Genomic DNA, 12,899 nt, shown 5'->3' with positions numbered 1-12,899 from the left:
TCGAGCCCCGGCGGACGATCCCGAGCCCCGCAAGACACCGAGCCCTGGACGACGCACCTCTCAGACCACCGCCGCCAACGACCCCCGCACCCCGGTCGACTCGCCGCCCACCCGCTCCCACGCGCGTGACAGCACGTCGACCAGGCGCCCCCGGTCGGCCGGGGCCATCGTGAACGGCACCCGCAGGAACCGCTCGAACCCGCCGTCCGGCCCGAACACCCCGCCGGAGGCGAGCACCACGCCCTCGGTCCGCGCGGCGAGCACGAGCGCGCTCGACACGGGTCTGCCGAGCCCCACCCACGTCGTCAACCCGCCCGCCGGTGCCGGGACGTCCCACTCCGGCAGCCGGGCCCGGAGCGCGCCCACGACGGCGTCGCGACCTTCGCGCAGGGACGCACGCCGCGCCTCCAGGACGGCAGCCGTGCGCGGGACCAGCTCGCGCACGACCAGCTGGTCGAGCACGGGGGTACCGAGGTCGCCGGTCGGGCGGGCGAGCAGCAGCCGCTGCAGCAGCGCCGGGTCGGCGCGGATCCAGCCGATCCGCAGCCCACCCCAGAAGACCTTGGCGGCGGAACCGATCATCACGACCGACGCCCCCGTCGGGTCCGCCGCTGCCAACGGCGGCGACGGCGAACCGTCGATCCGGAGCTCCCCCATCGTCTCGTCGGCGATGACGGTCGTGCCGACCGAGGCCGCGGTCGACAGCAGGAGCTGGCGGGTCGATGCGGACATGGTCGCACCGGTCGGGTTGTGGAGCTCGGGCATGACGTACGCGACCGAGGGCGCGGTCCGGCGGAGCGTCGTCTCGAGCGCGGCGGCGTCCCACCCGGTCCGCGCGTCGACGGGGACGCCGACCAGGCGGCCGCCGGCCTCGCGGAAGGCCTCGTGCGCGTGCGGGTAGGTCGGCGACTCGACGAGCACGGCGTCGCCGCGGCGGACGAGCACGCGTGCGAGCAGCGCGATGGCGTGCTGCGCGCCGATCGTCACGATGACCTGGGCGGGATCGGTGGGCAGCCCGCGCTCGGTGTAGCGGGCGGCGATCGCGGCCCGCAGGCCGGGGTCGCCGACGGTGTCGTAGCCGATGCCGGCGAGCGCCGCCGGCACGTGTCGGACCGCTCGCTCGACGGCCTCGTCGATGCCGGGGGCCGCGTGCAGGGCAGCCTTGCGGAGGTCGAGCACGTCCCCCTCGACGACCCCGCCGAGGCGTTCGGGGTCGGGCCGGCCGACCAGGTCCCGGGGCAGGTGGACCACGCTGCCGGAGCCACGGACGGACACCAGGAACCCGTCCGAGCGCAGTCGGGCGTAGGCGTTCGCCACGGTGGTGCGCGAGACGCCGAGGGCTGCGGCCAGTCCGCGCTCGGCCGGCAGCCGGACCCCCTGGGCGACGCGACCGTCGATGACCAGGACCCGGAGGGCGTCGGCGAGCGCCTCGTAGGCGGGGGCGGTGGTGCCGGCGCGCCAGTCGGTCAGCAGGTGGGCGGCGGCGCGAGCACTGATGAGAACCGGGGGCACGGGTCCACGGTAGCGCGATTGGCTCTCGACCAGCAGGCCAATCCATCGCGACGATGGGACCATGCCCCGCCGCACCGCCCTCACCCTGCGCTTCGTCCAGCTCTTCGTCGGGCTGTTCCTCTACGGCGCCTCGACCGCACTGCAGGTCCGCGCGGTGGTCGGTGTGAGCTCGTGGACCGTGCTGACCCAGGGGCTCGAGAACGTCGTCCCGTGGTCGTTCGGCGTCATCACGGTCGTGTCGAGCGGGGTCATCCTCCTGCTCTGGATCCCGCTCCGCCAGAAGCCGGGCATCGGGACGCTGCTGAACGCCCTGGCGATCGGACCGAGTGCCGACCTGGTGCTCTGGCTCGTGCCGGAGCCGTCGGGGATCGTCGCCCGGATCGGGCTGTTCGCGGCGGGGCTCGTGCTGCTCGCGGTCGCGACGGCGTTCTACATCGGTGCGGGGTTCGGCACCGGGGCACGGGACGGCCTGATGGTCGGCCTGCACCAGCGGCTCGGCTGGCCGATCTGGCTCGCCCGGACCCTGGTCGAGGTCACCGTGGTGATCGTCGGGTGGGTGCTCGGCGGGGACGTCGGCGCCGGCACCGTCATCGCGGCGTTCGCGATCGGGCCGATGGTCCAGCCGCTCATGCCGCACTTCCGCCGGTTCCCGTGGAGCCCGGAGCGCCGGATCGTCCAGGAGGCGCGCCCCACCCCCGTCACGCACGCTTCGTGAGCAGGAACGGTCGGGTCGCACGGCCCCACCCGACCACTTCTGCTCACCATCCGCCCGGCACCCTTGCGGAGCGCCGAGTCGCGATATAACGTGACCTCGACAGACGCGATACATCGCGAGTTCCAGGAGGCACCATGGCGCAGGAGAAGTGGCTCGTCGACGAGCCCAAGGTCATCGACACCGGCATCGTGCGCACCGTGCGCGTCGGTCTCGTCGGCGGACAGGTGGACGTCGTCGCGCACGACGAGCCGACCGCACGGGTCGAGATCCACAGCGTGTCCGGCAAGCAGATGCTCGTCGAGGTCGACGGCGACACGCTCACCGTCGACCACCCCCAGGTCCGGTGGGACGACCCCATCGGGTTCCTGAAGTCCTTCCGCGGCAAGGCCCACGCCGACGTTAGCATCCTGGTCCCCCGCGACGCCGGCATCACGCTCGGTGTCGTCTCGGCCGGTGCGCTGCTCTCCGGCACGAACCGCGGCGCGACCCTCAACACGGTGTCCGGCGACCTGGTGGTCGACGGCGTCGCGGGTGACGTCACGGTCAACGCCGTCTCGGGCGCCACCACGATCCGCGACCTCGACGGCGCCCTCACGGTGCACACCGTCTCCGGCGACGTCGTGGCCACCGGTGAGATCCCCCGGTTCCAGGCCGATGGCGTCTCCGCCGACGTCGTGCTGGACCTGCACGGGATCCCCGAGTCCGCCCGCATCAACACGGTGTCCGGCGCGGTGAGCGTCCGGCTCGAGGACGGCGTCGCCTACAACTGCACGGTCAACACCGCGACCGGCAAGCTGCAGTTCGACGACGCCGAGATCCGCGGCGTGCGCGGCTCGTACGTCAAGCAGGGCGGCGAGCTGTCCGGCCAGTGGCTCGACCTGCGGGTGAACTCCGTGTCCGGCGACATCGCGGTGCTGCACGCCCCGCCGGTCGCCGAGGCGCCGGCCGCACCGACGCCGCCGACGACTGCGCCGAGCACGCCGACGGCTCCGACCACCCCGACGAACGACAGCGAGGTGCCCGAATGAGTCCCGTCTTCGCCCACGGCCACCTGCGTCTCTACCTGCTCGTCCTGCTCGCAGACCACCCCATGCACGGCTACGAGCTCATCCAGGCACTCGGCGACCGCTTCGGCGGCACCTACGTGCCGAGCGCCGGCACCGTCTACCCCCGGCTCGCGAAGCTCGAGGACGACGGCCTGGTCACCAAGACCGCCGACGGCCGCAAGACCGTCTACGCGATCACGGACGCCGGTCGCGCCGAACTCGCGGCGCGTGCCGACGAGATCGCCGCGGTCGAGTCCGGCCTGAGCGACTCGGTGAAGTCGTTGGCCGACGGCGTGCGCGCCTCGGTGGGCGAGGCCATGCGCTCGCTCCGTGCCGACCTGGCCGCCGCGGCCGAGAGCCCGGCGACCGGTTCCACCGAGGAGCCCGTGTCCGTCCCGTCGGACAGCGCCCGCGCCATGCGCGAGCTCGAGATGGCACTGTCGTCGTTCCGGCAGCAGGTGCGCGCGGACCTGCGTCGTCGCGCGACCCGCGGCACGCTCGGTTCGGACACCGTGACGCGTCTGCGTGACGGCCTGGAGGCCCTGCGCAAGTCGCTCTGACGGCCCGCGGCCGACAGGCGGTGGCGACCAGGGCCTCCCGGCCGTCGTCCGCCCGCGGTCGCGACCGACGCATCCACGGAAGCTCACCGCCCCGCAACCGGTGGGTCGTCTGCCGACGGCCGCGTCGGCGCGAAGCCGGCGAACGCGTCGGACGCCGTCAGGGGTTCCCCGTGCGAGACGCGCGCGACGGTGGTGCGCACCGCCGCGAGCTGCCGGGCCAGCCGGTCCCGCTCGTGCTCCAGCCATCTCAGGTGCACCGTGAGTGCCGCGACGTCCTCGCCCTCGTCGTCGAGTCGTCGCGCGATGTCGGGCAGGGCGAAGCCGAGCCCGCGCAGCAGCAGGATCCGCTGCAGCCGGACCAGTGCGTGGTCGTCGTAGCGCCGGAGTCCACCCGCGCCGACGGCGGTGGCCGGCAGCAGTCCGACCGCCTCGTAGTGCCGCAGGGTCCGGCTCGAGACACCGGCGGAACGCGCCACCTCGGCGATGGCGTGGGGTGCTTTCGCAGCTGCGTCGTCGGTGCCTGTCGATGCGCTCATGCTCGCGACCGTACTGCTTGACGCTGCGTCAACCGCAGTGGGCACCGAGCAGCCGCCGCCGAGCGCCCGCGGCCGACCGGGAATGTGCGGCGGGGGAACCGTGTTGACTCGCGCCCGGAACTGAGTAGGTTTGCCGCTCGTGACGAACGAGATCCGGTCGTTGAAAGCGCGACTGATCGGGGATCCCCTCCCCTCCGAGAAGCTCGAAGGACAGCTCCTCCCGAAGCACCTGGCCCTGCCGATCTTCGCGAGTGACCCGCTGTCCTCTGTCGCGTACGCGCCGCAGGAACTCCTGATGATCCTGCTGCTCGGTGGCATGGCCTTCCTGACGTTCGCGCCGTGGGTCGCCGCACTCGTCGTGCTGCTGCTCGTCGTGGTCGTCGCCTCGTACCGGCAGCTCATCAAGGCCTACCCGTCCGGTGGTGGCGACTACGAGGTGGCGCACCGGAACCTGGGCGAGAAGGCCGGGCTGGTCGTCGCCAGCGCACTGCTCGTCGACTACGTGATGACGGTGGCGGTCTCGGTCGCCTCCGGCGTCGACAACATCATCTCGGCGCTCCCGATGCTCGACCACTTCCGCGTCGAGCTCGCCCTGCTGTTCGTCGTGCTGCTCGCCGCCGCCAACCTGCGCGGCGTGCGCGAGTCGAGCAAGGCCTTCGCGATCCCGACCTACCTGTTCGTGGCGAGCGTGTTCGTGATGGTCGTCACCGGGCTCGTCCGGGTCGCAGCCGGCAACGCCCCGGTCGCCGAGTCCGCGGCGTACACCGTGCAGAACGTGGAGCACACGACGCAGGCGGCGTTCATCCTGCTGCTCCTGCGTGCCTTCGCCTCGGGCTGCTCGGCCCTGACCGGCGTCGAGGCCATCGCGAACGGCGTGCAGGCGTTCCGTCGCCCGAAGATCAAGAACGCGCAGGCCACCCTGGTCGCGATGGGCGGCATCGCGATCGTCCTGTTCATCGGCCTCATCACCCTGGCACTCGTGTCGCACGTCCACTACGCCGAGCGCGCCTGCGACCTGCAGGGATTCGCGAACTGCGCGACCACGCCGCAGCGCTCCCTGATCGCGCAGATCGCGGCGGCGACGTTCGGCAACAACTCGGTGCTGTTCTTCGTGATCCAGGCGACGACCGCGGCGGTCCTGCTCCTCGCCGCGAACACGGCCTTCAACGGGTTCCCGCTGCTCGGCTCGATCCTGGCGCGCGACTCGTACGCCCCGAAGGCGCTGTCGACCCGCGGCGACCGCCTCATCTACTCGAACGGCGTCATCGTCCTCGCCCTGGTCGCCGCGGCCCTGCTCGTGGTCTACCGGGCGAACGTCACCAGCCTGATCCAGCTCTACATCATCGGTGTCTTCGTGTCGTTCACGCTCGGCCAGACGGGCATGGTCGTGCACTGGACGCGGCTGCTGCGGGCGGACCGCGACGGAACGGTTCCCGACGGCGACCCTGCCGTGAACCGTGGGCAGGTCGTCCGCTCCCGCACCATCAACGCGATCGGTGCGACCTTCACCTTCGTGGTGCTCGTCATCGTCACGATCACGAAGTTCACCCACGGTGCCTGGCTCGTGTTCCTGATCATGCCGGTGCTGTACGTGCTCATGCTCGGCGTGAACCGCTACTACCGCGACGTCTCGCACGAGATCGAGGCCGACGTCGAGACGAAGTTCGGCGCCACCGGCGACCACGCCATCGTCCTGGTGAACAAGCTGCAGAAGCCCGTGCTCAAGGCGCTCGACTACGCGGTCGCCGCCGAGCACGCGAGCATCGAAGCCGTGCACGTCGCCATCGACGACGCCGAGTCCCAGCGTCTGCGCGACCAGTGGGCGGAGTACGGCATCCAGGTGCCGCTGACGATCGTGCCGAGCCCGTACCGCGACATCTCGATGCCCCTGATCAAGTACATCAAGGCGCACCGGGCCGAGCACGGCTCCGAGGTCGTCACCGTCTACACGCCGATCTTCATCGTCGGCCACTGGTGGGAGGGGCTGCTCCACAACCACCGCGGCCGCCGCATCCGCAAGAAGCTGCTGCTCGTGCACGGCGTCACCGTGGCCCTGGTGCCGTGGCTGCTCGACTCGTCCGAGCTGCTGTACGGCCGCCGCTCCCGCCCGCTGCCCGGCCAGGAGCGCCGCGGTGAACCCGTCCGGCCCCCGCTCCGCCGGCCAGCGCAGCCCGGGTCGTCGGCCGAGGGCGCAGCCGAGGACCGCCTGCTCCGGTCCGCCGAGCGCAACAGCATCCAGCCACGCCGTGCGACCCGTCCGGCCGGCCCCGCCGAGGGCGTCGACCCCGCGCTCTGCACGGGCGAGATCCACGCCCTCGTCCCCTCGCCGCCGCGACGGGGAGCCGACGGGTCGTAGCATGTGGCCCCATGACCATCAGTGACCTGCGGACGTTCGCCACGTTCGACGGACACGGCGGCAAGGTCTCGAAGCGCGTCGAGGTGCTCGACCACGAACCGCCGGCCGGCAGCCCGCTCGAAGGACTCGTCGCCGTGCGCGGCGAGCACCCGCTCGGTGCGGTCGACGAGCGTGCCGCCGACGAGTCCGCCGCGCTCTCCCGGGGGGTCCCGAGCGTCGGGTGGGTCGACCCCGCCGCGCTCCGCGACTGGTACCGCCCCGACCGCGTCGTCCTGACCCGGCTCGAGGCGCGGCGTTCCGGCATCGAGCCCGGCGTCTACGCCGACTCCCGTGGGCGCGGTCGCGTCCGGATCGACGGCCTGGAGGCCCACCTCGCCCCTGACGGTCGGCCCGCCTTCCGCGCGCTGGCCGGGCCCGCCGCCGAGCCCGTCGTCGACGTGCCCCTGCCGACCGACCAGGCCGTCCGCCTGGTGGCGGTGACCGACGTCGCCGAGGGGCTCGAGGTCGTCACCGCGCCGGTGTCACCGTTCCTGCAGCCCGGTGAGCACCCGGCGTACGGCGACGACGTGGTCGGGTTGCCGCCACGTCCGGCGAGCGGCCTGGTCCGGGTCACGGCGTCGGTGCTGCTCGACGGCGAGCTGCACGAGGTCGACCGGATCGACGAACGTGCCGCGACGATCTGGATCCGGCGCGACGACCGCGTCGTGCCGATCGCCACGAGTGCCGTCGGGCCCGACCTGGTGCGGTACGCGGCCACCGCGGTCTGAGGCCGATCGGGGGACGCCGCTGCTGCGTGTCGTGCCGGGGGTGCGGCGTACGTTCGCGGACATGAGTGACGCAGACCGCGACCAGCAGCAGACCCCGGACGCACCGATCCAGGGCGAGACCCTCGGTGGCCCCCGACCCGACCCCTCCACCGACGCGAGCAAGGACCCCGAGCAGTGGGTCACCGGCGACGAGCCGATGACCGGACCGCAGCGCAGCTACCTCGACACCCTGGCCCGTGAAGCCGGCGAGGAACTCCCCGCCGACCTCACCAAGGCCCAGGCGTCGGAGCACATCGACCGCCTCCAGCAGCAGACGGGCCGCGGCGCCGATTCCTGAGAAGCAGTCCGCCCTTCGGCGGACCGCTGTCTGTGCATGCTCTGGGCATGTTCTGGCGAAGCGCGGTCAGTGCCCTGTCCGAGGATGATCGATGACGCGTCAACGGCTACCTTCGTGGCCATGCGAACGACATCGACCTCCATCGGCCTGACCGCGCTCCGCATCGTCCTCGGGGTGGTGTTCATCGCCCACGGTGCCCAGAAGTTCGCCCAGGGCATCCCGAACGTGGTGCAGGGCTTCTCGGGCATGGGTGTCCCCCTGGCCGAGGTCGCGGCACCCCTCGTCGCCGGCCTCGAGCTCGTCGGCGGCGTCCTGCTCGTGCTCGGTGTCGCGACCCGCGTCGTCGGCGTGCTGCTGGCCGTCGACATGGTGGTGGCCGGCGTCCTGGCCCACGGCTCGGCCGGCTTCTACTCGCAGGACGGCGGGTTCGAGTACGTGCTCGTGCTCGCGGTGGCCTCGCTCGCCGTGGCGCTGACCGGGCCCGGGCGGTTCTCGCTCGACGCCCTGGTGCTCAAGTCGTCGCGACGTCGTCGTGGCGTCGAGGAGCCCCTCCCCGCCTGAGCCGCGCGTCCCGGTTGCGTCTTCAGGCCGCCAGCGTGTCCATGACCTGGCGGGCGATCAGGCGTCCGGCCCGGTTCGCCCCGATGGTCGACGCCTGTGGGCCGTACCCGGCCAGGAACAGCCGCGGCTCCTCCGCCGACCGACCGTCCTCGACCACCACACCGCCCGCCGTGGTCCGCAGGTGCAAGGGCGCGAGGTGCCGCAGGTCAGCCCGGAACCCCGTCGCCCAGATCACCGCGTCGGCGTGCACGTGGGTACCGTCACTGGTCACCACGCCGCTCTCGTCCATCCGCGCGAACATCGGCTCGTCGCGCAGCACGCCACGGTCGATCCCGGCCCGGATCCGTCGCGACACGGGGACCCCGGTACCACTGACGATGCTCGGCAGGACCTCGCCGGCGCGGGCGGCGCGGTCCTGTTCGTCGACGGCGGCCACCGCGGACTCGACGTCGAGCGAGGCGGTCCCGGCCCAGACCATCGGGCGCCGCGTGAACCACCGCGTCGAACGGGCGACGCCGTCGAGCTCGAGCAGGAACCCGATCGCGCTCGTCCCACCGCCCACCACCACGACGTCCTGCCGGGCGAAGTCGGTGGCGCTGCGGTACTCGGTCGTGTCCACCTGGCGGCCGCGGAACACGTCGCGCCCCGGGTACCACGGCACGAAGGGCGTGCCCCACGTGCCCGAGGCGTTCACCACCACGTCGGCGCCGATGCGCGTGACGGTACCGTCGGCGCCCCGGGTCGTGACGCACAGCCCACCGTCCACCTCGCCGACTGCGCCGATGCGCGAGACGGACGTCACCGACACGGGCCGCCGCACCCGCAGGTCGTAGTGCTGTTCGAACCGGCGGTAGTACTCGCCGACGACGTCCCGCGCGGGTCGTGACCGGTCGGCGTCGTCGAACTCCAGGCCCATCGCGCGCATCCCGGGCAGGTCGTGCACCCGGTGCGCCGCCCCGAGCCGTAGGGCCTCCCACCGGAACTGCCACGCTCCTCCGGTGCTCGGCGCGCGGTCGAGGATCACCAGGTCGGTGCCGGGGACGAGCCCCAGGCGCCGCAGGTGGTATCCCACCGAGAGTCCCGCCTGCCCCGCACCGATCACCACCACGCGGGCGTGCTGGTCGACCGGGGTCTCGAGGGGTTCCGTCATCACTTCGATTCTGCTGTGCGGGCCAGCCGTCGCGCGACGTCCAGATCGAGGTACATGGTAGAGTGATCGGCAGATTTCAAACCACGAACCGTCTGGTTCCCCGAGTGATCCTCCGTCATTCGCCAGGACCGGACCAGAGCCGAACGAGGGGGTCACGCATGGGGCGCGGCCGTCAGAAGGCGAAGCACACCAAGGTCGCCCGTGAGCTGAAGTACTTCAGCCCGCAGACGAACTACGGTGCGCTCGAGCAGGAGCTCTCCGCCGGACAACACTCCGACGAGAACTACGTCGACCGTTGGGCGGACCAGTACGGTCCGGAACCGGCGGAAGACGAAGACGAGTTCGAGACCCAGGCAGACCAGAACAAGTCCGCCTGACATCTCTTGTAGTCGCGCCGCGCAGCCCTCGGGCAGCGCGGCGTTTCTGCGTGCCCGAACACGGCGTGGCCGGACACGGCGCGCCCAGACCGGGTCCGCCCGTGCATCCATCGGCGCGCCCGGGCCCCGGCTTCGAGTGGTCACGACTCCCCGCGCACACGATGCCGAGCGGTCAAGAACCGTCGGTTGCAGGCCCGCCAGGCGACGGTTCGTGACCACTCGCCGCACGCACCACGGCGCGGCGGAACCGGCCACCGGCACGGCACCGCACCGCACCGCACGGCAGGTCAGCCCGCGTAGTTCCCGACGAGCCGGACCGCGCCACCGTCGACGCCCTTGGCGCCCTGCTCGAAGCCGGTCAGGTCACGGGCGGACGTGGCGATCGTGCCGACGGGCCACGTCGGCATGCCGGCGGCGCCGAGCGACGCGATGACCTCGGCAGCGGCACCGGCCGAGACGACGGCGAACATGCCGATGCCCAGGTTCCAGGTGCCCTCGGTGTCCTCGATCGGGGTGCCGGCCATGTCCGCAAGGACCCGGAAGACAGGGAGCGGCTGCCAGGTGGAACGGTCGACCTCGACCCAGGAGCCGACGGGCAGCACGCGCGCCAGGTTCGCGGCGATGCCACCACCGGTCACGTGCGAGAGCGAGTGCACCGCGCCCGGGTGCTGCTCGAGGAGCGCCAGGAGCGGTGCGGTGTACAGGCGGGTGGGCTCGAGCAGGGCTTCACCGACGGAGACGGCGCCCCCGAACCCGGCGCCGCTCAGCTCGGGCAGCTGGTCCGTGAACCCGACGCCCCGCGTCGACAGGATGTGCCGCACGAGCGAGTAGCCGTTCGAGTGCAGACCCGACGACTCGATCGCCAGGACCACGTCGCCGTCCTGCACCAGGTGCGCGCCGAGCTGGGCATCGGCCTCGACGACGCCCGTCGCCGCACCGGCCACGTCGTAGTCGTCCGGGCCGAGCAGACCGGGGTGCTCCGCGGTCTCGCCACCGACCAGGGCGGTGCCGGTCTCCGAGCACCCGCGGGCGATTCCGGCGACGATGTCGGCAATGCGGCCAGGCACCACGCGGCCGCAGGCGATGTAGTCGGTCATGAACAGCGGCTTCGCGCCGACCACGACGATGTCGTCGACGACCATGCCGACCAGGTCCTGCCCGATGGTGTCGTGCTTGTCGATCGCCTGCGCGATGGCGACCTTGGTGCCGACGCCGTCGGTCGAGGTCGCGAGCAACGGGTGTGAGAAGTCCTTCAGGAACGAGACATCGTAGAGCCCGGCGAACCCACCGACGCCCCCGAGGACCGAGGAGTTGTGGGTGGCCGCGACCGCGGACTTCATCAGTTCGACGGCCAGGTCACCGGCAGCGGTGTCCACTCCGGCTTCGGCGTACGGGTTGGGCATGCGGAGTCCTTCGCGGTGACATGGCAGACTTGTGCGGTACCCCCCGATTCTACTGATCTGGAGCACACCCGCGAATGTGCGGCATCGTCGGCCTTGTTGCGCAGGGCCCCGCCAACCAATCCATCTACGACGCACTGCTCCTCCTGCAGCACCGCGGGCAGGACTCGACGGGCATCGCCACGGTCGAGGGTCACGTGCACCACATGCACAAGACCCGCGGGCACGTGCGCGAGGCGTTCCGGACCCGCGACATGCGTGCCCTCCTCGGCACCATGGGGCTCGGGCACGTCCGGTACGCCACCAAGGGCGCCGCGACGAACGAAGAAGAAGCCCAGCCGTTCTACGTGAACGCGCCGTACGGCATCGTCCTCGTGCACAACGGCAACCTCACCAACACGCGGGAACTCACGCGTGAGCTGTTCGACATCGACCGTCGACACCTGAACACCACGAGCGACACCGAACTCCTGGTCAACGTGCTGGCCCACGAGCTGCAGGGCCAGGTCCGCGGCGCGAACCTCGACCCAGGACAGGTCTTCGACGCCGTCGAGCGCGTGCACGAGCGGGTCGAGGGCTCCTACGCCACGATCGCGACCATCGCCGGGCACGGGCTGCTGGCCTTCCGCGACCCGTTCGGCATCCGCCCGCTGATCCTCGGCCACAAGTTCGACGAGGCCGGCCAGCCGGAGTGGGTCGTCGCGAGCGAGTCGCTCGTGCTCGAGTCCGGCGGCTACGAGATCGTCCGCGACATCGCTCCGGGCGAAGCCGTCTTCATCGAGATGAACGGTCAGATGCACGCCCGCCAGTGCGCGAAGAACCCGCGCCTGGTGCCGTGCTCGTTCGAGTACGTCTACCTGGCCCGTCCCGACTCGGTGATGAACGGCATCTCGGTCTACGACGCACGTCTGCGCCTCGGCAACCGCCTGGCCGACACCATCGAGCAGTACGCGCCGACCGGTGACATCGACGTCGTCATGCCGATCCCGGACTCCAGCCGTCCGGCCGCCATGCAGGTCGCGCGGAAGCTCGGCATCGAGTACCGCGAGGGCTTCTACAAGAACCGCTACGTCGGCCGCACCTTCATCATGCCGGGCCAGGCGGAGCGCAAGCGTTCGGTGCGTCAGAAGCTCAACGCGATGTCGTCCGAGTTCAAGGGCAAGAACATCCTGATCGTCGACGACTCGATCGTGCGTGGCACGACGAGCCGCGAGATCGTCGAGATGGCCCGGGCCGCCGGCGCGAACGAGGTCACGTTCACGAGCGCGGCTCCCCCTGTCCGGTTCCCGCACGTCTACGGCATCAACATGCCGACGCGCGCCGAGCTCATCGCGCACGACCGGAAGATCCCGGACATCAACCGCGTGCTCGGCAGCGACCACCTGATCTACCAGGAGGTCGGGGACATGCGCGACGCCATCATCGAGGGCTCCGACGTGACCGACCTCGAGATGAGCTGCTTCACGGGCGAGTACGTCACGGGCACCGTGAGCCCGGAGTACCTGTCCTGGGTCGAGGCCAACCAGCTCAGCTAGGTCGCGTCCGAGACGCGACCAGACGACAGACGGGAGGCCCGGTGCCA

13 protein-coding genes are annotated in these 12,899 nt (G+C 71.6%); 9 read left to right on the top strand and 4 right to left on the bottom strand.

Annotated elements, in window-relative coordinates:
• Positions 1–60 precede the first annotated feature (60 nt).
• The gene (locus tag BIU95_RS09300) at positions 61–1,512 is read right to left on the bottom strand and encodes a PLP-dependent aminotransferase family protein (RefSeq protein WP_042539078.1); all 1,452 of its coding nucleotides are present in this window, start codon (positions 1,510–1,512) and stop codon (positions 61–63) included.
• Between the two features lie 61 nt (positions 1,513–1,573).
• Between BIU95_RS09300 and BIU95_RS09295 the strand changes: the two genes are divergently transcribed.
• The 3 genes from BIU95_RS09295 to BIU95_RS09285 all read left to right on the top strand — a co-directional run bounded on the left by BIU95_RS09295 (position 1,574) and on the right by BIU95_RS09285 (position 3,833).
• On the top strand, positions 1,574–2,227 hold the full coding sequence (locus BIU95_RS09295; RefSeq protein ID WP_071251513.1) for a YitT family protein: 654 nt from the start codon (positions 1,574–1,576) through the stop codon (positions 2,225–2,227).
• 134 nt (positions 2,228–2,361) lie between these two features.
• A complete protein-coding gene (locus BIU95_RS09290; protein WP_017886241.1) occupies positions 2,362–3,255 on the top strand; it encodes a DUF4097 family beta strand repeat-containing protein in 894 nt (297 codons plus the stop codon).
• On the top strand, positions 3,252–3,833 hold the full coding sequence (locus BIU95_RS09285; RefSeq protein ID WP_071251512.1) for a PadR family transcriptional regulator: 582 nt from the start codon (positions 3,252–3,254) through the stop codon (positions 3,831–3,833). The genes BIU95_RS09290 and BIU95_RS09285 overlap by 4 nt, the downstream gene beginning before the upstream one ends.
• Before the next feature lie 83 nt (positions 3,834–3,916).
• Here BIU95_RS09285 and BIU95_RS09280 read toward each other — a convergent pair whose 3' ends face one another.
• Positions 3,917–4,369: a MerR family transcriptional regulator gene (locus BIU95_RS09280; RefSeq protein ID WP_071251511.1), complete on the bottom strand. Its 453-nt coding sequence runs from the start codon at positions 4,367–4,369 to the stop codon at positions 3,917–3,919.
• Positions 4,370–4,499: 130 nt separating this feature from the next.
• Between BIU95_RS09280 and BIU95_RS09275 the strand changes: the two genes are divergently transcribed.
• From BIU95_RS09275 to BIU95_RS09260, 4 genes are all read left to right on the top strand, one after another.
• Entirely contained in the window at positions 4,500–6,725 is a 2,226-nt protein-coding gene (locus BIU95_RS09275) for an APC family permease (RefSeq protein ID WP_071251510.1), read from the top strand.
• Between the two features lie 11 nt (positions 6,726–6,736).
• Positions 6,737–7,492, top strand: coding sequence for a hypothetical protein (locus BIU95_RS09270; RefSeq protein ID WP_071251509.1), 756 nt, complete (start codon positions 6,737–6,739; stop codon positions 7,490–7,492).
• A 61-nt stretch (positions 7,493–7,553) separates the two neighbouring features.
• On the top strand, positions 7,554–7,829 hold the full coding sequence (locus BIU95_RS09265) for a DUF3072 domain-containing protein (protein ID WP_017886246.1): 276 nt from the start codon (positions 7,554–7,556) through the stop codon (positions 7,827–7,829).
• A gap of 120 nt (positions 7,830–7,949) precedes the next feature.
• Entirely contained in the window at positions 7,950–8,390 is a 441-nt protein-coding gene (locus BIU95_RS09260) for a DoxX family protein (RefSeq protein WP_017886247.1), read from the top strand.
• 22 nt (positions 8,391–8,412) lie between these two features.
• Here BIU95_RS09260 and BIU95_RS09255 read toward each other — a convergent pair whose 3' ends face one another.
• Positions 8,413–9,540 carry an NAD(P)-binding domain-containing protein gene (locus tag BIU95_RS09255; protein ID WP_083389313.1) on the bottom strand — a complete coding sequence of 376 codons (1,128 nt, stop codon included), beginning with the start codon at positions 9,538–9,540 and terminating at the stop codon, positions 8,413–8,415.
• A 158-nt stretch (positions 9,541–9,698) separates the two neighbouring features.
• On the opposite strand from BIU95_RS09255, the gene BIU95_RS09250 reads away from it, so the two are divergent.
• A complete protein-coding gene (locus tag BIU95_RS09250) occupies positions 9,699–9,917 on the top strand; it encodes a DUF3073 domain-containing protein (protein ID WP_017886249.1) in 219 nt (72 codons plus the stop codon).
• Positions 9,918–10,204: 287 nt separating this feature from the next.
• On the opposite strand, the gene purM is transcribed toward BIU95_RS09250, so the two are convergent.
• A complete protein-coding gene (purM, locus tag BIU95_RS09245; RefSeq protein ID WP_042539087.1) occupies positions 10,205–11,320 on the bottom strand; it encodes a phosphoribosylformylglycinamidine cyclo-ligase in 1,116 nt (371 codons plus the stop codon).
• Positions 11,321–11,394: 74 nt separating this feature from the next.
• Between purM and purF the strand changes: the two genes are divergently transcribed.
• Positions 11,395–12,852 (top strand): amidophosphoribosyltransferase, encoded by a 1,458-nt coding sequence (purF, locus tag BIU95_RS09240; protein ID WP_042539088.1) that lies wholly within the window; start codon positions 11,395–11,397, stop codon positions 12,850–12,852.
• The last annotated feature ends 47 nt before the right edge of the window (positions 12,853–12,899 follow it).

The sequence above is a fragment of the Curtobacterium sp. MCBA15_007 genome (genome assembly GCF_001864905.1).
GTDB classification, from domain to species: Bacteria; Actinomycetota; Actinomycetes; order Actinomycetales; family Microbacteriaceae; genus Curtobacterium; species Curtobacterium poinsettiae.
This window is presented reverse-complemented; position numbering and strand designations above follow the sequence as displayed.

Bases quoted from the DNA above. Each gene is read 5' to 3' on its own strand.
- BIU95_RS09295 (WP_071251513.1), top strand. From the start codon at position 1,574: ATGCCCCGCCGCACCGCCCTCACCCTGCGCTTCGTCCAGCTCTTCGTC.
- BIU95_RS09290 (WP_017886241.1), top strand. From the start codon at position 2,362: ATGGCGCAGGAGAAGTGGCTCGTCGACGAGCCCAAGGTCATCGACACC.
- BIU95_RS09285 (WP_071251512.1), top strand. From the start codon at position 3,252: ATGAGTCCCGTCTTCGCCCACGGCCACCTGCGTCTCTACCTGCTCGTC.
- BIU95_RS09280 (WP_071251511.1), bottom strand. From the start codon at position 4,369: ATGAGCGCATCGACAGGCACCGACGACGCAGCTGCGAAAGCACCCCAC.
- BIU95_RS09270 (WP_071251509.1), top strand. From the start codon at position 6,737: ATGACCATCAGTGACCTGCGGACGTTCGCCACGTTCGACGGACACGGC.
- BIU95_RS09265 (WP_017886246.1), top strand. From the start codon at position 7,554: ATGAGTGACGCAGACCGCGACCAGCAGCAGACCCCGGACGCACCGATC.
- BIU95_RS09260 (WP_017886247.1), top strand. From the start codon at position 7,950: ATGCGAACGACATCGACCTCCATCGGCCTGACCGCGCTCCGCATCGTC.
- BIU95_RS09255 (WP_083389313.1), bottom strand. From the start codon at position 9,540: ATGACGGAACCCCTCGAGACCCCGGTCGACCAGCACGCCCGCGTGGTG.
- BIU95_RS09250 (WP_017886249.1), top strand. From the start codon at position 9,699: ATGGGGCGCGGCCGTCAGAAGGCGAAGCACACCAAGGTCGCCCGTGAG.
- purM (WP_042539087.1), bottom strand. From the start codon at position 11,320: ATGCCCAACCCGTACGCCGAAGCCGGAGTGGACACCGCTGCCGGTGAC.
- purF (WP_042539088.1), top strand. From the start codon at position 11,395: ATGTGCGGCATCGTCGGCCTTGTTGCGCAGGGCCCCGCCAACCAATCC.